The organism is Alcanivorax sp. 24 (assembly GCF_004360225.1).
Classification (GTDB): Bacteria; Pseudomonadota; Gammaproteobacteria; order Pseudomonadales; family Alcanivoracaceae; genus Alloalcanivorax; species Alloalcanivorax xiamenensis.
The window spans coordinates 386,802-407,909 of record NZ_SNUA01000002.1 but is presented as its reverse complement, the minus strand read 5'-3'; the positions used below and the strand labels follow the sequence as shown (position 1 = coordinate 407,909).

The 21,108-nt window shown below is 62.5% G+C and carries 13 protein-coding genes; 5 read left to right on the top strand and 8 right to left on the bottom strand.

Translation table 11 applies throughout. From position 1 onward, the window contains the following. Positions 1–39: 39 nt before the first annotated feature. The 4 genes from E0L37_RS04360 (at position 40) to E0L37_RS04345 (ending at position 5,661) form a co-directional block, all read left to right on the top strand. Positions 40–633 carry an AAA family ATPase gene (locus E0L37_RS04360; protein WP_133490562.1) on the top strand — a complete coding sequence of 198 codons (594 nt, stop codon included), beginning with the start codon at positions 40–42 and terminating at the stop codon, positions 631–633. Between the two features lie 35 nt (positions 634–668). Then, positions 669–2,561: an ATP-binding cassette domain-containing protein gene (locus tag E0L37_RS04355; RefSeq protein ID WP_133490561.1), complete on the top strand. Its 1,893-nt coding sequence runs from the start codon at positions 669–671 to the stop codon at positions 2,559–2,561. Between the two features lie 9 nt (positions 2,562–2,570). Next, positions 2,571–3,941, top strand: a complete 1,371-nt coding sequence (locus E0L37_RS04350; RefSeq protein ID WP_133490560.1) for a succinylglutamate desuccinylase/aspartoacylase family protein — start codon at positions 2,571–2,573, stop codon at positions 3,939–3,941. Positions 3,942–4,035: 94 nt separating this feature from the next. Further along, positions 4,036–5,661 (top strand): BCCT family transporter, encoded by a 1,626-nt coding sequence (locus E0L37_RS04345; RefSeq protein ID WP_133490559.1) that lies wholly within the window; start codon positions 4,036–4,038, stop codon positions 5,659–5,661. A gap of 129 nt (positions 5,662–5,790) precedes the next feature. Here the strand turns inward: E0L37_RS04345 and E0L37_RS04340 are convergent, their stop codons facing one another. After that, entirely contained in the window at positions 5,791–6,636 is an 846-nt protein-coding gene (locus E0L37_RS04340; protein WP_133490558.1) for an aminotransferase class IV family protein, read from the bottom strand. An 81-nt stretch (positions 6,637–6,717) separates the two neighbouring features. Here E0L37_RS04340 and E0L37_RS04335 point away from each other — a divergent pair, with 81 nt between their 5' ends. Next, positions 6,718–7,071 (top strand): MerR family transcriptional regulator, encoded by a 354-nt coding sequence (locus E0L37_RS04335; protein WP_133490557.1) that lies wholly within the window; start codon positions 6,718–6,720, stop codon positions 7,069–7,071. A 36-nt stretch (positions 7,072–7,107) separates the two neighbouring features. On the opposite strand, the gene pbpC is transcribed toward E0L37_RS04335, so the two are convergent. The 7 genes from pbpC to E0L37_RS04300 all read right to left on the bottom strand — a co-directional run bounded on the left by pbpC (position 7,108) and on the right by E0L37_RS04300 (position 21,102). Then, on the bottom strand, positions 7,108–9,441 hold the full coding sequence (gene pbpC, locus E0L37_RS04330) for a penicillin-binding protein 1C (RefSeq protein WP_133490556.1): 2,334 nt from the start codon (positions 9,439–9,441) through the stop codon (positions 7,108–7,110). Between the two features lie 69 nt (positions 9,442–9,510). After that, complete coding sequence (locus E0L37_RS04325) at positions 9,511–15,081, bottom strand: alpha-2-macroglobulin (RefSeq protein WP_133490555.1); 5,571 nt, start codon at positions 15,079–15,081, stop codon at positions 9,511–9,513. A 254-nt stretch (positions 15,082–15,335) separates the two neighbouring features. Beyond that, positions 15,336–16,706: an exopolysaccharide Pel transporter PelG gene (pelG, locus tag E0L37_RS04320; protein ID WP_097058005.1), complete on the bottom strand. Its 1,371-nt coding sequence runs from the start codon at positions 16,704–16,706 to the stop codon at positions 15,336–15,338. Next, the gene (pelF, locus tag E0L37_RS04315) at positions 16,706–18,256 is read right to left on the bottom strand and encodes a GT4 family glycosyltransferase PelF (RefSeq protein WP_097058004.1); all 1,551 of its coding nucleotides are present in this window, start codon (positions 18,254–18,256) and stop codon (positions 16,706–16,708) included. Before pelF ends, pelG begins: the two co-directional genes overlap by 1 nt. After that, positions 18,253–19,248 (bottom strand): hypothetical protein, encoded by a 996-nt coding sequence (locus tag E0L37_RS04310; RefSeq protein WP_236563996.1) that lies wholly within the window; start codon positions 19,246–19,248, stop codon positions 18,253–18,255. The genes pelF and E0L37_RS04310 overlap by 4 nt, the downstream gene beginning before the upstream one ends. Next, on the bottom strand, positions 19,241–20,581 hold the full coding sequence (locus tag E0L37_RS04305; RefSeq protein WP_133490554.1) for a PelD GGDEF domain-containing protein: 1,341 nt from the start codon (positions 20,579–20,581) through the stop codon (positions 19,241–19,243). Before E0L37_RS04305 ends, E0L37_RS04310 begins: the two co-directional genes overlap by 8 nt. Then, a complete protein-coding gene (locus E0L37_RS04300; protein ID WP_133490553.1) occupies positions 20,581–21,102 on the bottom strand; it encodes a hypothetical protein in 522 nt (173 codons plus the stop codon). The genes E0L37_RS04305 and E0L37_RS04300 overlap by 1 nt, the downstream gene beginning before the upstream one ends. Between the last annotated feature and the right edge of the window lie 6 nt (positions 21,103–21,108).

The window sequence follows — 21,108 nt, the reverse complement described above, 5'->3', positions numbered from 1 at the left end:
ACGACTAACCACTCCTCTTCTCTAACAGGAAACCCCATCATGTTTATTCACCGCGGCCTCCATCGCGGGGCTATTGTATTGTCCGGCGGCCCCGGCGCCGGCAAGACCAGTTTGCTCCGGGCCCTGTCCGGGTTCGGATACCATACCGTCGCCGAATCCGGTCGGGCGGTGATTCAACAACAGCAGGCGCGCGGCGGCGAGGCCCTGCCCTGGCGAAACCGACAGGCCTTCGCCGCCGCCATGCTGGACCGGGACCGCCGTCAATACCGGCGTTACGCCAACCGGGACGGGCCGGTGTTTTTCGACCGGGGCGTGGTGGATGTACTCGGTTACGCCCGCCTGGAACGGCTGCGGGAGAGCGCCGCCATGCACTGGGCCGCGCGGCGCCACCGCTATGCCCCTGAGGTGCTGATGCTGCCGCCCTGGCCCGACATCTACCGGAACGACCAGGAGCGCAAGCAGACACTGGCGGAAGCCGAGCGTACGTTCCAGGTGTTATGGAACACCTACCTCGATCAGGGCTACCGCCCTCTCCTGGTACCCCGGGGGACGATAGCAGAACGCCGCGACTGGGTATTGTCCCATCTCGGTCTCGCTTGCGCCCCCATCCATGACACCCCGGGAAAATGCTAGACTCCCGTTCCCCGACACCACGGTACCCGGACACCATGCCATTGCTGACTCTGCGCGACCTGCAGCTTGATTACGGCGACCAGCCGCTACTTGATCACCTGGACCTGACCATCGAGGCCGGCGAACGGCTGTGCCTGGTGGGCCGTAACGGCTCCGGCAAGTCGACCTTGCTGAAAGTGCTGGACGGGCAGGTGCAGGCGGACGACGGCCAGATCGAGCGCGCCCAGGGACTGGTGGTGGCGCGCCTGGAGCAGGAAGTCCCCGAGGACCAGGACCACAGCGTTCAGGAGATGGTGGCCCAGGGCCTCGGTGAGCTTGGCCGGCTGCTGGCCGAACATGACCGCCTCAGCCATCGGCTCAATGACGGAGACGATGCGGTGATGGCCCGTTTCCAGCAGCTCGGCGACCGTATTGAAAGCGCCGGCGCCTGGCAGCTGTTCCAGCGGGTAGAGACCGTGCTCTCCAAACTGCAACTGGATGGCGGGCAGCGTTTCGCCGGCCTTTCCGGCGGCATGAAGCGCCGCGTTCTGCTGGCCCGTGCCCTGGTGCAGGAGCCAGACCTGCTGCTGCTGGACGAACCGACCAACCATCTGGACATCGATTCGATCCGCTGGCTGGAAAGCTTCCTGCGCGACTACCCGGCGACCCTGGTGTTCATTTCCCACGACCGTGCCTTTATCCGCGCCCTGGCCACCCGCATCATTGAGCTGGACCGTGGCCAACTGACCAGTTGGCCTGGGGACTACGATCGTTACCTGGAAGGAAAACAGGCGGCGCTGGAAGTGGAAGAAAGAAACCAGGCCGAGTTCGACAAGAAGCTGTCCCAGGAAGAACGCTGGATTCGTCAGGGCATCAAGGCCCGCCGCACCCGTAACGAAGGCCGGGTGCGAGCCTTGCAGTCGTTACGTAAAGAGGCCGCGCAGCGACGCCAGCGCCAGGGCACGGCGGCCCTTTCCATCCAGCAGGGCGACCGCTCCGGTAAAACCGTGATCGAAGCCGAGCATCTCAGCTATGCGGTGGGCGGGCAGACACTGCTGCGGGACTTCTCGCTGACCCTGCTGCGCGGCGACCGGGTCGGCATTCTCGGCCCCAACGGCTGCGGCAAATCCACCTTGATCCGGATTCTGCTGGGCCGGCTGGTTCCCGACAGCGGCACGGTGAAACAAGGCACGCAATTACAAGTGGCCTATTTCGATCAACTGCGTGACAGCCTGGACAGCGAAAAAAGCGTGATCGACAACCTGGCGGAAGGCTCCGACGTGGTCGAAGTCGATGGTCGCAAAAAACATGTCATGGGCTACCTGCAGGATTTCCTGTTCGAACCGGGCCGTGCCCGCCAGCCGGTCAAATCCCTGTCCGGCGGCGAACGCAATCGCCTGCTACTGGCTAAGTTGTTCACCCGGCCATTCAATCTGCTGGTGCTGGATGAGCCCACCAACGATCTGGACGTGGAAACCTTGGAGTTGCTGGAAGAACAATTGGTGAATTACCAGGGCACCCTGCTTCTGGTCAGCCATGACCGTGCTTTCATCGATAATGTGGTGACCTCCACACTGGTCTTCGAAGGCGGCGATCCACACTGGTATGTGGGCGGTTATGAGGACTGGTTACGGCAACGTCCGGAACCGACCGCTCCGGAAACCGTCAAAGCCGCCAAGCCCGCCCCCCGCTCGGAACGAAGCGAAACGGCGAAACCGGCGCGCAAAAAGCTGAGCTACAAGGAACAGCTTGAGCTGCGCGATTTGCCGGCCCGCATCGAGGAGCTGGAAGCGGCACTGGAGACGTTGCAGGGCACGATGTCGGACCCGGCCTTTTACAAGGAAACCGCGGACACCATCGCCGCCGAACAGAGACGGCTCGCCGAACTGGAACAAACGCTGGCCGAGGCCTACGCCCGTTGGGAGGCGCTCGACCAGCTCAACAGCTGAGACATCACCATGACCGCACGCTGGTCCCTGACCATCGCCCTGTTGGCCGCCCTGACTCCCTGGCCGGCACTGCATGCCGACGAAAGCCCGGTCGACGACACCGAACCGGAGGCGCACGCCGCTCCGGCCAATCCTCCCGCGAAACCGGTTGTCGACGACACTCCGCTGGTGGACACGGCGGACGCCGACGAGGATAACCCACCGGCGCCCGCTTCCACCGCCTCGGATCAACCGCCGACGGTGCCACCGCTCTCCCTGCTGGGCCGAACGGTGGTGCCCGGCAGCTTCGCCACGCTGCACTGGACGCCGGATCAGTCCTTCGCTTCCATCGCCACGCCGGTGCCGGTGCTGGTGGCCCACGGCAAGAAGCCCGGTCCGCGCCTGTGTCTGACCGCCGCCGTCCACGGCGACGAGTTGAACGGCATCGAGATGGTGCGGCGCTTGATGTACGACCTGGAACCGGAAACCCTCTCCGGCACCTTGATCGGTGTGCCCATTGTCAATCTGGAAGGCTTCCGCAACGGTTCCCGCTATCTCTCCGACCGTCGCGATCTCAACCGCCATTTCCCGGGACGCGGCACCGGCAGCGCCGCCGACCGGGTGGCCCATTCCCTCTATGACCAGATCATCCGGCATTGTGAATATCTGGTGGACCTGCACACCGGTTCACTCAAGCGCATCAACCAGCCGCAGTTGCGTGCTGATCTGAAGAATCCGGACGTTCTCGCCTTCGCCAAACACTTCGGTGGCATGACCGTGCTGCACGGCCGTGGCGCCCGCGGCACTCTGCGACGGGCGGCGGTGGACGACGGCATCATGGCGGTGACGATGGAAGCCGGCGGCCCCAATCGTCTGGAGGAAGAGGCGGTCAGCTATGGTGTCCAGGCGCTGGAAACCCTGCTGGAAAATCTGGACATGCGCAAAGCGCGCCGGTTCTGGGGCGCGCCTCAGCCGGTGTTCTATGAATCGCAGTGGATCCGCGCCGGCCAGGGCGGCATCCTGCTGTCCGAGGTCAAACTCAATGACAAGGTGAAGAAAGGACAAATCCTCGGCACCGTGACCGACCCCATCACCAACACCGGCAGCGCCATCATCGCCCCTTACGACGGCCGCATCCTGGGCATGGCCATTAACCAGGTGGTGCACGCCGGCTTCGCCGCTTACCGGCTTGGTGAGGAACAGACCCCGGAGGAGGTGGAAGCCAAGGCGGAACAGGCACAGAGCAAGAAACCCGCGAGCAGTGACTCACCGGCGAAAGCGGAGCATTCAGAAACGCCCGCTTCGACCGCACCGGCGGCGGCGGCGGGAAAACCGACCACCGCCGACACCGGAGTGGAGGACGAAGAGCCGGAAGAGCCGGACGACCGCCAGCGGGATTGACCGGCCCGGAGATCCGGCGGGATGCATTCCCCCGCCGGATCTGCCACCCTAGGGGACTGGTTTTCGTTGTTCGTTCCGCCCCAAGGACGAGGCTATGCTATCGACTCAGCGGGTCTACCTGACCTCCGCCGCCATCATCGTTTCCCTGGTCGCCCTCGGCGCCGCCTTCCCCAAAGCCTTCGCCAGCACCGCCGCCATCTTGTTATCCAGCCTGAGCCGCTACTTCGGCTGGTTCTACCTGCTCAGCGTCTTCGTGTTCGTGGTGTTCCTGCTGGTGCTGGCGTTCAGTAAGTACGGCAAGATCCGCCTCGGCCCCCAGGACAGCACTCCGGACTACAGTCTGTTTTCCTGGCTCAGCATGTTGCTCTCCGCCGGCTTCGGTGTCGGGCTGGTGTTCTACGGCATGGCCGAGCCCATGCTGCATTTACAGGAACCGCCCCACGGTCTCGCCGAGCCTGGCACCCGGCAAGCCGCCGCCCTGGCGATCCAATACAGTTTTTTCCACTGGGGCGTCAATCAGTGGGCCGCTTTCACCCTGGTGGGCCTGATCATCGCGTTTTTCCAGTTCCGCAAGGACCGCCCCGGGCTGGTGTCGACCATGGTGGAGCCGGCTCTGCGCGACCTGCCGCGCCGTCAGGTCGCCTCCGACACCCTCGACGTGATGGCGGTGATCGCCACCGTCACCGGCGTCGCCACCTCTCTCGGGCTCGGTGTGCTGCAAATGAATGGTGGCCTGGAATCGGTGTTCGGCTGGCCCAATGACGTGTGGAGCAAGGCCGGCATCCTCGGCGCCATGTTTCTGTGTTACATGGCCTCTTCCTACACCGGCCTGGACCGCGGTATCCGCATGCTCAGCAATCTGAATATGGTGCTGTGCCTGACGCTGATGGCCTACATGCTGATCACCGGCCCCACCGTGCGGATCTTCGACGTGTTCGTGAACGGCCTGGGCGCGTACTTTGGCAACTTCATCGAAATGGCCCTGACCATTCCGCCGTTCGAGCGCGGCGACTGGATGGACCGCTTCACCGTGTTTTATTGGGCCTGGGTTATCGCCTGGTCGCCGTTCGTCGGCACCTTCGTGGCGCGGGTGTCGCGCGGGCGCACCATCAAGGAATTCGTGTTCGGCGTGCTGCTGATACCACCGCTGCTGGCCTGCGCCTGGATCGCCGTATTCGGCGGCACGGCGCTGGACCTGGACCTGACTCAGAACGCCGGCCTCGCCGCCGTGGTTCACAACGACGTTCCCAGCGGTTTGTTCAAAATGTATGAACTTCTGCCCCATGGCCATTTGCTCAGCGGCCTGACCATGGTGCTGCTGTTCATTTTTCTGGTCACCTCGGCGGACTCGGCCACCTACATCGTGGCGCAGATGACCGATCAGGGCTCTCTCAATCCACCGCTGAAAAAACGCCTGACCTGGGGCGTGTTGATTTCCGCCATCTGCATCACGCTGATATCCGCCGGCGGACTGAAAGGCCTGCAATCGGCGGCGCTTTTGGCCGCCCTGCCGTTCGCCCTGGTGCTGTTCCTGATGGTGATCGTGCTGGTACGGGAACTGCGCGAGGACCGCCGCAACATGCTGCTGGACCTGTATCACCGCAATGAAGGCACGCCGGTGGGCGGCGACCCGTTCGAAGCGGAGGAATTCACCGATCTGGCACCGGAGGAAAAGATTCGCCGGCGCCTGACCACGGTGAACCGTACACCGCCGGGCTGACGGATCACCCCCACGGAGACGACTACGAAGCCGCTGTGGGAGCAGGCTTGCCCGCGAATCAAGCTCCTGTTTCCGAAGAATTCGCTTGCAAGCAAGCTTCCCACAGCGGCCTTGTAGCAACCTCTGCATTCATGTTCCCGAGACCTGTTGATACAGCACTGCCAGGGAAACGGCCGGTTCGGCTTCATAACACCGGTGCAGCAAGCGTATGAAGGACTCCGCCTCCGGAATCGTGTTCCCGCCGATGGCGGTGACCGCGATACCCGGCGTCCATGAGTTCATTACCGCCGCCCCGGCCAGATCGCCGAGACGCTCCAGAGTGATCTCTTCATGGCGCTGGGCAATGCCAAGTCGATCCAGTTGCCGCTGAACCATGCCCATCATGGTGCCGTGCAGGATCGCCGCCCTGGGCCAGACAACCGCGTCGCCATCCCAGAACACCAGATTCCAGATAGTGGCTTCACTCAATCGTCCCTGCCGGTCCACGAAAGCGGCATCATCGAAGCCCTCGCGGATGGCCTGATGCAGATACCAGGTCTTGCCGGCTTCGCCAACATGTTTGATCGCCGCCAGGGGACGCTCATGCTCCACCACGCTTAATCTCAGCGGCCCTCTGGGGCCCTTGGCCGGAGCCCCGGTGCGCACCAGCACCTCCGGCTCGGTATTCATGCCGCGCCCGCTGAATTCACCATCACGAACAAAAACCGTGACCGTCAGTGATTGATCTTCCGGTCCCGCATCGATGGCCGCCTTGATATAGGAACGCATCCGCTGATCGGACACGGCCGCGCCAAAAAACTCGATGGAGGCTTCACGCAGACGGGTCAGATGCAGATCGAGGCCTTTGACTTTTCGGCTTCGCACCTGCATCGCGGTGAAGTGCGCGAACCCCGCGAACGCCAGCGGCGTCACCTCTTCGATGGTGACCGGGTGGCCGTTGATGCTGGCCAGATAGGGACGATTTTCAATGGACATGCCACGCTGCTCCTGAGTGCTTTCACATGAGTGAGCCAGCACCTTAAACTGTGACAACGCTGTCAGAGTCAAGGGCATGGGATGAAAATAGGCGAGCTGTCGAAACGTACTGGCGTGAGCATCCGCATGCTGCGCTACTACGAAGCCGAAGGGCTGCTCAAACCAAGGCGCGCCGCAAGCGGCTACCGTGACTACGATACCGCGGAGGAACGCACCGTCGAACGGATCAAGCTGCTTGGCTCCGGAGGCATGACTCTGGCGACGATTCGCCAGTTCCTGCCGTGCGTGCGCGGCGAAGGCCCGGTTTTCGAGCCCTGCGACGAGCTTCGCACCGTCCTGCATGAGCAGATCCGCCTGGCCGACCAGAAGGCGGAAAAGCTGGCGCAAAGCCGGCGGATTCTGCGTCATTTCCTGCTTGAGATCGAACAGCCCTGAGCCCCGCCCCCGGTTCGCGAACCGGCTTGCGGTTCACTAATGGGACAGCACCTGGAAGCGGCGTCGCAGGCGAAAGCCCTGATCGTCCACCAGGGTGAGAGTGTGCCAGCCTGGCGCCGCCTGGATCGCCCATTCATGGAAGTGGGCGGTGCGCCCCAGATAGCGGTCGTCCAGGTGCCAGAACAGCTCCGTGTCATCGCGTTCATGCACCACCCGGAATACCGCCCCGCCGCGTTGCCCACCCAGTTCCACCGGCAGATAGAGCGCCGAACCCGCATGGGGATAAATCACCGCCATCGGCGCCCGTGAGCTCAGCGCCCGGGCGCCGGCGGCGCAGTCTTCCCGCCAGGCCGGCAGAGGCCGGTATTCCGGGTGCCGGAAGCGGTAGAAATAGGCCTGCGCCGGCGGCAGCACGAACCAGTCACGGGCGCTCATGGCGGCGACATTCTCACAGCCGCTGTGCACCCGCCGTCCCTGATCATCCACATGCACGCGCAGATGATGCGGCGTCACCGTCCGGAAATGACTGTCCAGCGGCGCCAGCACGGTACGCGCCGAGCACTGCCCACCGGCCAGATAACCATCGTCACGGCACACTTGCAGTTCCTTCAGATCGCCCAGCGGCGCCTGAGGCCACTCTGCTGGCCCCAGCAGGCTGAACAGATCCAGCATCAGCGGCGCCGCGGTGGTGGCGCCACCCAGTGCCGGGGCCGGCTCACCGTTGCCGTTGCCGGCCCAGACGCCCACCGTATAGTGGCCGTTGCTGCCGATCGCCCAGGCGTCGCGCAAGCCATAGCTGGTACCGGTCTTCCAGGCGATCGCCTGGCTGGAACGGTACAGCCGCCATTGCCGGGCGGTGCCAGGCCGGGCCACGTCGCGCAGTGCTTCCAACGTCAGCCAGGCCGCCCCCGCGCCGATCGGAAACGGCTCCGGCAGCGGCTGGACATCACTTAGCAACGTAACCGGCGCCGCCTGGCCGTCGCGGGCACTGGCCATCAGCCGGGCGTACAGCGCCGTCAGTTCCATCAACTTGCCTTCGGCGCCGCCCAGCACCAGAGTCAGACCATAGTTCTCGGCATCCCTGAACAGGGTGCTCATGCCCATGGCGCGCAACCGGTCGTGAAAGCGGGCCACGCCGTACTGGCGCAGCATGCGCACGGCGGGGATATTCAGCGACTGGGCCAGGGCCTCGTGGGCCGGCACCACGCCCCGGTATTCGCGGTCGAAGTTCTCCGGACTGTAACCGCCATAGTTGGTGGGCAAATCCGGCACCAGGGTATCCGGCAGCAGCAGCCCTTCCTGCAGCATCAGACCGTACAACAGCGGCTTGAGCACACTGCCAGTGGAACGGGGACGCCCGGCGATATCCACCGCCGCGCCGTATTCGCGGCGGTTGCCATGCGTGACATTGCCCACATAGGCGCGCACCGCCAGCTGGCGATGGTCGATCACCACCACCGCCAGATTATGCACCCCCTCCTTGGCCAGACGCCGCCCATGCTGCCCGCTGAGAGCATTTACCCTCCGTTGCAGCCCGGTGTCCAGAGTGGTGTGAATCAACGGCGAGCTGGTGTTGGCCGCCAGGGTATCCAGCAGATGCGGTGCCAGCGACGGCAGCCGCGCGGTATGCGGCAAGGGTTCCAACCGCGCCAACCGCAACTCGTCCGCATCGATCAGCCCCCTCTGCCGCAGCGCGCCAAGCAGACGATCCCGCTTGGCCAGCAATTGCTGGCGCTGCCGCCCCGGGTGGATCAGCGCCGGGCTGTTGGGCAGCACCGCCAGCAGCGCCGCTTCCGCCCAGCTCAGATCGTCCGGCGCGCGCTGGAAATAGCGCCACGCCGCCGCTCTCAGTCCCACCGTGTTGCCGCCGAACGGCGCCCGGCTGGCGTATTCCACCAGAATGCGGGACTTGCCCAGGCGCCATTCCAGTTGCAACGCCAGCAACGCCTCGCGGGCTTTTTCCCACAAGGTGCGGGGCGGATCGTCCCGCAACAGCCGGGCCAGTTGCATGGTCAGGGTGGAACCGCCACTGACCACCCTGCCGGCGCGAATGTTGGCCACGGTGGCCCGGGCCAGCGCCAACGGATCGACACCAGGGTGCCAACGGAAACGGCGGTCCTCGAAGGTCAGCAAGGCTTCACGGTACTTGTCCGGCAGCGCTTCCACCGGGGCGAAACGCCATTGCTGATCCGCGGCGATACGGGCGGCCAGGGGCCGACCGCCGCGATCCAGCATCAGCACCGCATAGTCGGTCCGTTGTAGCGACGCCGGTAAGGGCGAGAACTGCAACAACGCCAGCGCCACCAGCCCTACCAGCAGCAACGCCGCCAGGACACGCCAGCGGCGGCGGGAAAGAGACGGTTTGATCATCGCATTCCAGGCATGTTCCGGCAGTGTCAGGCAAAAGAGCCGGGCCGTCCGTGGCCCGGCTCGCGGGGGCTATTCGGCCACCACTTCCACCCATTGGCCACGTTCACGGGACTGAATAAAGCCCTGATACATGGCTTCCACCTGCCAGCCCGGCAGGTAGAAGCGGCCGGCGAACGAGGCGTTCAGTTCCACATTCACGGTTCGCGTGGCGCCGGGTTTCAGGGAGAAATAGCTCAACACCCGGTCGTCGCGCACGTCCTGATAATCCAAGGGCGCGTCCTCCTCGTCCTCGGCGTCGTCCACGCCGGCGGATGACAACCGCGAGGCAATCTGCCAACCGGACGGCACGATCTGCGTCAGCGCCAGATTTTCCAGGTGGCGGTTGGTGCGGTTGGTCACCTTCACCCGGGCGCGGAAATCAGTGCCCTGGGTCAGTTGTGCCGGATCCAGCGGCGAGCCATCCATCGACAGGAAGGCCACCGACAGGTCGAGTCCCTCGGACACCGCTTTTTCCTGCCCCGGAGCCGGGGTGCCCACGGTGGTCATGGTGGCGAACAAGCGACGGTCGCTGTCGTTGCGGACCACGATGGACTCGCCATCCTGATCAATCGCCAATGGCTGCTGGAACACCGGGTTGGTGGCGTGGGTTTCCTGCCAATCGCCTTCACCCCGCCGCCAGGCCAAATCATAACCGTCCTCGGCGCTGTCGTTACCGGCAAAACGCGCCATCGCCATCAGCGACCAGGCCAGGCTCTGGGTGGAGTACCAGCGGTCGGAGGCCAGGTCATCCGCCACGACGCGGGCTTCATCCCAGGCCCGGGCCTGATCTCCGCGGGCTTCCAGAACCATCATGCTGATGGCACGGTCACGCAGGGCGGAGCCAAAGGTGGGGCCGGGCTCATCGTAGTCACCGACGTCACCATCGACGGCGATCAATTCACCAGCCACGTCGGTCAGTCCCATTTGCTGATACGCCGCCGCCAACAACCAGCGTGCCGTGTAACGGCCATGCTGGTTGCGGCTGTCACTGACCGCCAGCGCACCGCGCAGACGGTTCATGGCACCGACTTCCGGTTCCCCGGCCAGAGCCAGGGTGTAGAGCCGGTAGGCCTGGCTGGCCCATTGCCAGGCGTACTGACCGGGGTCGCTGGCCAGCCGGCGCTGATAGCTCAGCCAGCCGTCGATCATCCGCGCCGGTACCGCGTAGCCGAGACGGCGCGCTTCCACCAGGAAGTGACCGGCGTAGGAGGTGCCCCAATCGCTGGCCTGGCCGCTGCCAGGCCAGTAACTGAAGGCGCCGTCGTTCAGTTGGAAGCGGCGCAGCCGGTCAATGGCGCCGGCGATGTTGTTCTGCACTTCCTGTTTCTCGGCGTCACTGAGGCCAACCAATTGATGCAGGTACAGTTGCGGCAACACCGTGGAAGTGGTTTGCTCGACGCAGCCGTGAGGATAGCGAATCAGGTATTCCAGCCGCCGCTCCAATCCCATGGCGGGCAGACTGCTGACCGTCAGGGCGCTTTGATTGGTGCCGGGCAGACCATGGGGGCGCCAGTCCAAAGCCCAGTTGTCTCCGGGTTCCAACACCTTGCGCTGTTCCCGGCTGGTGGGCGGGTTGGCGGTCCGGATCGGCAGGTTCACCTGCTCCCCGGCCTGCTCCTTACCCGCCTTGGCCGACACCGTGACCCGGGCGACCCCCACCTGGTCACCGGCTTCCAATGACAGCGTGGCAATCTTGTCCCCGGGTTCCTTGAAGGTCAGCCTGGCGGTGTCGCGTATCACTTTCAGTGGCGGCTCGGCCCGCAGGTTCAGATCCACATCGGTAATGGTGTCATCGGTGGCGAACACATTCACCGGCACCTGCAGGGATTCTCCCGGCCCCAGCACCCGTGGCAGCGTGGACAACAGCGTCAACGGCTGGGTCACGGTGACCGGGCTGTCGGCGTTGCCATAGGCGCGCAGCTGGCCGTCGCGTTGGCCCGCCACCACCATTACCCGTACCTCGCCCATATAGGCCGGCAGTTGAACCCTGTGTTCCTGCTCCGACTTGGCTTTCAGTTCGAACGGCCCGGCGAAGTACACCACCGGCGGGAACCGGCGGCGCTGAGCCTCGGAGCCGTCCATCAGGCCCTCCGAGCCACCCACCGCCAGCATCCGCTCCAGCTCCCCACCGTAGGCACCCACCACCTGATCGAACAGGTCCCAGGTGAGCACGCCCAGTGCTTCCCGTCGGTAAAAGGCCTCATGGGGATTCGGCGTCTGGAAATTGGTCAGGCCGAGCAGACCTTCGTCCACCACCGCCAGGGTATAGGTCATCGCCCTGCCCTGCTTCTCGGACACGGTCACCGTCAGTTCGCTTTCCGGACGCACTTCCTCGGGAGCCTGGATCTCCGGCTCGAGGCGGGTGGCCGGGTCCTCCACCAATAACGGCACGATGCCATAGAGACGGATTGGACGGTCATTGTCCCGGTCCTTGTGCGCTTGCAGCAGAGTGGCGTGTACATAAACATTGGGCGTCATATCCGCGGTCACCGGAATCTCCAGGGTGAAATTCTCCTGATCCCCGGGTTTCACCCAGTAATGACGCAGAACCCGCGACCCGCTTTCCAGACTGACCAGCAAGCGGCCGGCGCCGGACACCGGCACTTTCACCCGGGCCATCTCGCCCACCTGGTAATGCTCCTTGTCAGTGGACAACGCCAGCCGGGAGGCGGCATCGCCACCGCCGCCGCGCTGACCGCTCCAGCCCAGATAGACGGTCCGGGCCGCGCAATGACCGCCCTTATCGTCACATACCCGCACCAGGTAGCGCCCCCAATCGTAGTCCGGGCCGTTCAACCGCCACTGGACCCGCCCCTTGTCATTGGTGGTGAGCTGGGAGGACTTCACCTTGCGAGTGTGTGGATTACTGATGAAATTGGCGAGATCGTTGGCGCCCCGGTCCCACCACCAGCGCCAATCGATACGATAAACGCTGAGGGTGACGGAACGGGATTCCGGCTTCCCTTCCTGATCCAGGGTAAGCAGGTCCAGGCTGTGGTTTTGATCACGTCCCAGGGCTCCGCCCCAGCCGTCGCCATCCGGAACCCGCAACCCGACCCAATGCCGGTACGGTGCCACCGGCACCCGCTGTACCTGGGTACTGTAGTCGCCGCCATTCTCGAAAATACGCGTGGTCACCAGCGCTGACGCCATGCCCGGCGGCGTCACCGCCGGCACCGCCAGATTGACAGTGGCGTCGCCGGCATCGTCCAGGCGGCCCTCAAAGGCGGTGAACGGCTCCGCCTGCAGCGTGCGTGACGGATCCTTGAAGGTGTAGCCGGCGTACCCCGGGAACGGGTCGGCGCCGTTGAGCAGGCGCACCTTCACATCGGCCTTGAGGGCGCTGGCGCGGGCGCCGTTGAGCCATTGTCCGTGCAGCGCCAGCGGTGTGCTCTGACCGGCGAAAACCTGCCCGGGCGCGGTCAACTCGATACGCAACCGGTTGGGTTTGATCGCCTCCACCCGCAACCGGGTATCGAAGTCCCGCTCACCCAGGCGCGCCACCGCCCGCCAGTTACCGGTGGGAGCACTTTCCTCGGTTTTCAGGGTAAAGGTGTAGAACCCGTTCACGGGCTCGTTGTTGGTGTAGCTGGCAACTTTGTTGCCGCGCGGATCAAACCAGTCCACCGTGACCGGGTGGTCCGCCGGCATGCGCTGCCGCGGATCGTCCAACACGAACGTCAGATGAACGTCATCGCCGGGCCGCCAGACATCCCGTTCGCCATAAAAGAAGCCTTTGAGACCATCGAGCACCCGCTCACCGCCGGTGTCGAACTGGTTGGAAGGCAAGGCCCGATTGCGGGCCACCTTGAGATAGCCTTTTTCCTTGCCGTTTTTCGCCACCAGATAGAAAGGCGTGCCGGACAGCTTCAATTCGGCGATGCCGTTGTCACCACTGCTGGCACTGCCCAGGGACTGGTGTTGATAGTTGTAGGCGGTAACCCGGGTTCCCGCCAAGGGGGTGTTGCTGTCCAGGGCGGTGGTGACCACCAGCATATGGTCGTCTTCCCCCTGCTTGGCCAGCAGCCCCAAATTGGAGGCGATGAAAGCCCGGGAGGTCTCGGCCTGATCGTTGTAGGCGTAGTAGCTGTCACTGCAGGGGTTGTCACGTTCATCCCAGCGCAGATAACCGGCATCGTGGTAATACCGCCCTACTTCGTCGTCCTGTCCCGGCCCTTCGTAGTTGTCCGGCAGTTCGTTCTCACGCCGCGGACCGCCATCGCCGCATTGGTAGCGGATGCTCCGCGGGTCCACTTTGAGGGTGAGCAGGACCAGGCCATTGGGGTGTTTGGCCATCAGCTCGGTCAAGTCGAGCCGGTAACGTTGCCAGTCCCGTTCCTCGGACGGCGGCAACTCCAGGGTCTTCTGCCAGAGATAACGACCGGAGCGGGTATCCGGGTGCGGGTTGTCCAGATCACGGGATTGCAGATAGGACGTAATGTTGTTCTCGAACACCTCGAACGCCTGCACCTGGATGGCGCCGGCCGCTGCGGCCTCGAACGGCACGCTGAGCACCTCGCCCCGTGGCAGGATGGCGCCCTCGCCGACGAACCGCACGGCGGGCTTGGACATGCTCAATACCAGGGATTGCTTATACCCCGTCTCCAGGGTGTGGCGGGCGGCGCTGACCACGCCCGGCGCGATCTGCAATACCGCCTCCTGGTCCACCTCGTCGCTGGGGTACACCAGCAACCGGGAACCGTCGATCTGCACCCGGGCGCCCTTGCCGCCCAGGGCCACCATCCCCAGGAGATCCTGCCCGGCCTGCAGGGCCTCGGAAAACTGCACCACCACATGGCGGTCGGGGAAGCTCTCGGAACGGACCGAGGTAATCGCGAACTGTCCGGGCTGAGGCACCGTGTAGCTACGCTCGCCCGATCCCGATTCACCCACCGGTTCGCCGTCCCAGGCCAGCCGGACCTCCTCTCCGACGTCACGGCGGACCCCGGTTACCTCAAAGCGATGAGTCAGACTGCCGGACGGGTGTTCCCACACCACCGGCAGTGACGTTTCGCCCTGGCGGGCGGAGAGCACGGACTCCAGCGCCTGGTTATCCACCAGGTCCAGGGTGTCGATGCGCCCCCTCAGAACCATGGTGTCGGCGCCCTCCGCCGGCGCCAGCGCCTCGACCCGGATGGTCAGTTGCTGGCGCAGTACGGTCAGCGTGGTCTCCAGCGGAGGCAGGCTGTCATCAATGCCGGAAAGCCCTTGAGGGAACAACGTGACAGTGAAACTCTGATCACTGCGCATGGGTTCCAGGGGCCGCACTTCAAGCCGGTCCCGAGCGGTGAATACCGCCGTGAAGGACCGCTCCGGACGCAATTTCACCGCATCGGTCCGCGGCTTATTGAGCTCGCTTTGCTCCACCACCGGATGGGTGAAACGGAATACCAGGGGGGAACGGGCACCGGTTTCGCCCCGTGGCCAACTGTCCAGGTGAGTACGCCAACGGGGATCGGGCTCGCTGTCGGCGGCGGCCACGGGCTCGGCCTGCTCACTGTTATCCTTGGCGCCGGGCGCCGGGTCGTCGGAAGTGTCACAAGCCCATAAACCGAACAGGAGCAGAGACACGCCAATCAGGCGTAAAACGGAGCTTTGCATTCCTTGCCTACCTTATTGGATGGTGTAATGACGCTAAATTAGCATATTTCCAAACCCGGCCCCACGCTGTCGTCTGTGCACAAGAATTGACCACTCAAGCCGAAATCCCGGGCGATAAAGCAAATGTTTTTGCATTTCAGCCGCGCCATACTCAAAGCCGTCAACGAGGTCCCATCTGTTGACATCGGAGTTGTACTCCGTGATAGCTCTCCCGAGCCAAACGATTCACGGCGCCCCATGGGCGCCGTTTTTTTTTAGTGCAGCATAAATGTCTGGTATTCCAGCCGGCCCATGCTGCGGTTCACCAGCCACAATCCCGCCACCACACATACCCCCAGTGCCAGCAGGAAACCATACCCAAAAAAGGCCGGCCCCAGCTTCAGACTGATCAGAGTGAATACCACATTCAGCACCAGGAACGTGCCCGTCAGCCACACCAGCACCCGGCGCTGGTCCAGATAGCAGAACACATTGATGATGGCCAGGAACACCACCTGAAGCCCCGCCGCCACCAACTGCACCCGCAGTAACGGTAAGTAAAGCTCGGAGATACCCAGCGCGACAAAGATGTCCGGCGCCGCCACCATGATCAACAGGGCCGCGATCGCCTGTATCTTGATGATCTGGAACACACCGAGACGAATCGTCGCCACCATTTGGTTACGCATGTCTTCGATATAGGACAGTGATCCCCCTTCACGCACCGCATCGTAGAAATTGGTGTAGTACTCCACGAAGTCAGTCTCCATACGCACCAGGAACACCGCCATGCCAGGGATCAGAGACAAATAGGCGAGGAAAACCGGGATATCGTAAATGAGCGAGGCCCGCAACGGTCCGATCACATTACCGCCGGTGGATGGCGCCACCCAGAAAATAATCTTGTCAGCCCACACTCCCGCGTTGAAGAACAGTCCCACCAGCATCAGACTCGGATACAGCCAGCGCCGGTCAAACAGGTCAAACGCCACCGAACGGCTGGTGGGATAGCCACGCACGATCAACACCAACATACCGCCAAGCAGCGAAACCTGGCCAACCAGGAAGCCCAACATGAGCCCCTCCAGGTCCATGAAACGCAGCAGGTATGCCGCTCCAACGGTCAATGCATAACCCAATGCATAAAGCAAAACGATCGATCGGTACTGCTTCAAACCGGATAAAAAAATGGTGGCGATCCAGATATTGCTGACCACTACGAAGCTGGCCACCGCGACGATCCGGAACAACACGCTTTGCTGAGGAAACAGGAACACCGATACCAGCATCGACAACACTCCGGCTGCCGCTGTGACGACCAGCGTTACCCCGCCGAAGTTGGAAAGCACCATGGATTCCCGCTGCTCGAAAATACGATCAGCACAGAAACGGGTAAAGGCCAGTTGCAGGATACCGGTAAGAATCAGGCTGAAGGCGATAATGTAGGTAACAGTGACCTGAAACTCACTGATTGCCGTCGCCGGCGACACCACCGACACGCTGATCAGACCAACGATCAAGATGCCAAGAATCGACAGCACCCAGGGTCCCGAGCCGATCACTCCGGCGTAGGCATAGGCGCGCAACATCCCCAGCAGAGTATCCCGGCGCATCAGCTTGCGCAGTTCGAAACCGATCCCCGCCATCAGCAATCCTCTCCGTTCACGGACCGGATGCCTCCGGTGGGGCTCAACAAGGAACCATAAAGCTGTCGATAAGCATCAAACATGACGTTTTGGGTATAGAATCTCTCCACTCTACGGATACCGGCCCGCTGAGCCGCCCGCCAGCGCCGCGGATCTCCCAGCAGGTCAGCCACGGCGTTTCCCAATGCCTCCGGATTGGCGATACTGACAACTTCCCCGGCTTTACCCAGCGCCCGATCCTCCTCGCCAAAACCTTCAACCAACTGCCGACAGGAACCGACGTCCGTGGATACCGCCGGCACACCAGCGGCGAACCCTTCCAGTAACACCAGCGGCAGCGCCTCACTGATGGAGCTGAGTACCACCACCCCGACCTTCGGAAGCAAATCGGCAATTTTCTGGAAACCGAGGAAATGAACGTGATTTTCCAACTGCAAGCTCTGGATCAATGCCCGGCATTCTTCCGCGTACTCCGGGTCTTCATCCTCAGGGCCGGCGATCCAGCCTTCCGCAGCGGGTAGCCGGTTCACCAGGGTACGCATGGCACGCAAGAACGTCTTCACATCCTTGATCGGCACCACCCGGCCGATCAGGCAGGCCACCGCTGGAATGGCTTCACCGCGCCGCGCCCGTATCGCCTGCAGGGCCGGCAGGTTGATGCCATTGGGGATATTGCGGGTGCGCTCCGCGGGTGCGCCATCCTGAATCTGCCGCAGCCGGTTGGCTTCATAGAGCGCGACGATCTGATCCGCCGCCTGATAGCATTCCCTGCCCAGTTCCTCGAAGAAGTGAATCCATTTTTCGCGGAAATAGGCCATTTCCGCATTATTGCGCTCCGCCAACCCACGGTTATCGCTGATCCACTCACTTTGGAACAGATCGATCTTACGCTCTTTTGTATAAATACCATGTTCGGTCAAAAGCAATGGCTTACCGGTCCGGCGCTTGAGCATCGCGCCGAGGAAACCCGCATAACCAGTGGAAATACTGTGATACATACCGGCTGGAATCAGGTTTTCAGCGATGCGCTGCAACGTCCAGATCGGCGCATGCATGATTCGCACTGTCCAGAAGTAATCAACAAAAGAAGGGTCCCTGCTATAACGCCGGTAACTGTCGGAGATCAGGTTCCAACTCGCTTCACTCCGCAAGAAGGCTTGCTCCGACAGCGCGCCATGATCCCCCAACTCTGCAATCAGCTCGGAGAATAGACGGTTCCGGTCTCGGCTTACTCTCCGGCTGCGTACCGCCCGATGGAAACGGTCGACCTTCTCGAACATCTCCGGATTCCCACGCAGCGGCGCCTTCTTGACTTCACGATGCGCGTCATGGAGATAGTGCACTTCCAGATGCACCACATTTTCCGGAAGTTCGTACTTCATTTCGCCGTAATCTTCCCTCCGGCTGCCGACAAAACAACAAGCAAACCGGTACTCCGGAAACCCGCGGATAATCTGGTTGACCCAACTGGAAACGCCGCCGCTGACGAATGGAAAGGTCCCCTCCAGTAACAGACAGATATCGGCGCTGTCAGCGTGGGGCAGCTTCATGCGCGTCTCCAGTATCGGGCTGACTGATTCAGGGACGAAGACCGTGTGTTATCCGCGATGGCCCCCATGAGCTTGCGCACACGGGTATACTGTCCCCGCCACAAGGCCAGTTCGGCCAGCCAGGGGTTGACACGTGAGGCAGGCAATCCAAGCATGCGACAGGACATGAAACTCTGTTCCGCTTCCGTCAGCCGCCCTTGCGCCAGACAAATCCGTCCCTGCAACAGCCACATACCGCCATCGTCCGACTTTTCGCTCAATGCGACATCCACATAGTGGTAAGCGCGATCCAATGCCAATTGGCGGATGTCTCCCTGTACCAGGTCCTGATACACCAATTCCCAATACAACTCGGCCAGACGGCGATACAGACGATATTTACGGGAAAGCGTGGCGGAGTCCAAAAGCCGCATGGCACGGTCGATCTGCCGGGTGATGGCTTTCTCTTTCTGGTCGAGGATGCCGTAGGCCAGCAGCCGGATGTCATCAACCTGATCATCCAGGGTGTCCCTCAGCACTTCTCCGGTGGAACGGGTGGGCATGCGCCGTACCGTCATCATGCCCTGCAGGCGCAGCTCCGTCGGTGAATCGGAAGACAGCAACAGCGTCTTGAGGTCTTCCTGCCGGAAACCGCCGCCCGCGGGCATCGGCACCGGATTGAAAGCCGGCGCGGAAACGGTTACAAATGGCTCCTTGCGAAACGCCGCGGGCAGAAAATAGCCAACCAGAACACCGCCGAGAATAGCGACCAGCCCGAAGGCCGGAACAAAAAAGGCCAGACAGAATGTCAGTACCCAGGACCAGATCCTGGGTTTACGGAATCCACTGGGCAACAGAGCCCAGGCGCCACTGGCCAGCAGTAAGGATGCCACCGCGTGCAATCCCAGATACTTGATCAGCAACAGATCGTCACTGGAGCGGGATAACAACAAAACGAAAGCACCCGCTTCCAACAGCAGAGCATAGACAATCAGAAAACGAGGCTCATGCATGGGAGGCCTCCAGCACATCCCGTATTTGTTCCCCAACCGGGCGCCCATCCAAAAAGCGGTACGAAAATGCCACACTCGCTTGTGCCAGGGACCCCACATCGTAGTCGGTCCGCAACCAGTCATCGACACGACGCTGGAAGCTCTCGAAACCGTGCACACCGGTCATCGGCATCAGCAACACCAGATGGTACCGCTCCCAGTCCACCCACCAGTACCCGTCCATGGTGCGCCGGGTTCGATTCAGCGCTTCCACGATTTGCCGGGCCTTGTCGGTCTCGTTCGGCACGAACATGACCATCGCCGTGTCCACCTTACCAGCAGCCGCCAGACGGTTCAGCGCCACCAACTCACGACCGAACACGGGCGCCAGACTGGGCCATTCGCGGCACAAGGCCTCCACCTCGGGCCCGTGTTGCACGATGTCGGCATAAAAGTTCAGTAACAACCCCATCAATTGCAGATTCTCATGCGTGATCGAGAGAAAAGGCATGCGCTCGACCACCACCACGCCAACCAGCTCACCACTGCTGTTGATAACCGGAGCACAGACCCAGTAATTGCCGTCGTAACGATCCGTGCTTTCCCCCATTTGCACGTGGGCAAGAGTGCGATTGTCCAGAGCATAACGAAGTAGCCCGTCACTCAGATCAAGCGGTTGATTATCCCCAAGAACAGCAACAGGCGTGGTCTCCAGGTGCTCCCCCGCCAACTGATATACGGCGCCGCGCTGCAGTTGACAGTATTCCGCGAGCATGTTCAGCAATTCCTCGCCGCCGGGCAGACTTTGCTCCCGGCTGCCGTCCATGACCACGGTACGCAACCGCAGTAATGCGTCGCGCACGGTGTACGGTTTAGTCAGCAGATTCTCTTCAAGACGGTCATGGGAAAGACGCAACAGCACATGCCGTTGCGTGAGGTTGCGCAAGCGTTCCAATGCGTATCCGGCTTCACTCTCGGCACGGCGCAACCGTGTTCGCCACATGTCCGCGAATTCACCCGTAATCAAGACAATGATGTAGCCGCCAAGAAAAGTCAGTTCCGGAAATTCAAGTCCCGGATACAGCCCTACCGACTTGCAGCCAAACCACACTGCCAGCAGGGTCAACATCGCCAGCGACCCAAGCAACGATCCATAACGCAGTGCCACCAGCATCGCCGCCACCAGGCTCCAACGGATCCCCCCGGTGAGAAACAACGGATCCCCCGCGCGCACCAGAAAACCAATGGCGGTGGCCGCCAGTACCACCATAGGCGCTTCCAGCCAGGCCAGCACGCCCGGCCCCGGCGGCGCCAGGAAACGGACGAAGCGGTTGTCCCGGAGTTTACCGAGCATCAGTCCAGTACCGGTGCAAGCAGTTTATCAATCACGCGTTGTCCGGTTTCACCCAGCGACTGCCGCGCCCAACCCGCCCGGGAGCCGGTACCGCTATACAACAGCGCCCCTTTACCATCACGAATCTCCAGCATCACGCCCACCGCGGGCTCACCATCAACCCCGGTCTTATAGCGCCACTCATGCACCACACCGGACACCACATAGTCACCATCGCGCTGCGAGGCCCATTGCGTCATGGCGCGCTGGCTTGCCTCGGAAGCCGCCTCGAACAACAAACCATCCCCATCTTGCTGGCGATAGCTTTCCACCTGAGAGACGCCATGTTGCGCCAGCACCGCCTCGGTGATCGCTTGAGCCCGAAGCCCGGCCTGAGGAGTGGTGGTTCGGTTCACCATCGGCAGAACCAACCAGTGGGCATCGCGGGAGAGCTGGACATCCTGGCTTCCACGCACATGGGTGGTGCCGCACCCTGTCAGCATGACCAACCCCACACACAAGGCGAGCAGTGGCAATTTCATGGCGGT

Bases quoted from the DNA above. Each gene is read 5' to 3' on its own strand.
- E0L37_RS04345 (WP_133490559.1), top strand. From the start codon at position 4,036: ATGCTATCGACTCAGCGGGTCTACCTGACCTCCGCCGCCATCATCGTT.
- E0L37_RS04300 (WP_133490553.1), bottom strand. From the start codon at position 21,102: ATGAAATTGCCACTGCTCGCCTTGTGTGTGGGGTTGGTCATGCTGACA.
- pelG (WP_097058005.1), bottom strand. From the start codon at position 16,706: ATGGCGGGGATCGGTTTCGAACTGCGCAAGCTGATGCGCCGGGATACT.
- E0L37_RS04355 (WP_133490561.1), top strand. From the start codon at position 669: ATGCCATTGCTGACTCTGCGCGACCTGCAGCTTGATTACGGCGACCAG.
- E0L37_RS04325 (WP_133490555.1), bottom strand. From the start codon at position 15,081: ATGCAAAGCTCCGTTTTACGCCTGATTGGCGTGTCTCTGCTCCTGTTC.
- E0L37_RS04335 (WP_133490557.1), top strand. From the start codon at position 6,718: ATGAAAATAGGCGAGCTGTCGAAACGTACTGGCGTGAGCATCCGCATG.
- pelF (WP_097058004.1), bottom strand. From the start codon at position 18,256: ATGAAGCTGCCCCACGCTGACAGCGCCGATATCTGTCTGTTACTGGAG.
- E0L37_RS04305 (WP_133490554.1), bottom strand. From the start codon at position 20,581: ATGCTCGGTAAACTCCGGGACAACCGCTTCGTCCGTTTCCTGGCGCCG.
- pbpC (WP_133490556.1), bottom strand. From the start codon at position 9,441: ATGATCAAACCGTCTCTTTCCCGCCGCCGCTGGCGTGTCCTGGCGGCG.
- E0L37_RS04360 (WP_133490562.1), top strand. From the start codon at position 40: ATGTTTATTCACCGCGGCCTCCATCGCGGGGCTATTGTATTGTCCGGC.
- E0L37_RS04310 (WP_236563996.1), bottom strand. From the start codon at position 19,248: ATGCATGAGCCTCGTTTTCTGATTGTCTATGCTCTGCTGTTGGAAGCG.
- E0L37_RS04340 (WP_133490558.1), bottom strand. From the start codon at position 6,636: ATGTCCATTGAAAATCGTCCCTATCTGGCCAGCATCAACGGCCACCCG.
- E0L37_RS04350 (WP_133490560.1), top strand. From the start codon at position 2,571: ATGACCGCACGCTGGTCCCTGACCATCGCCCTGTTGGCCGCCCTGACT.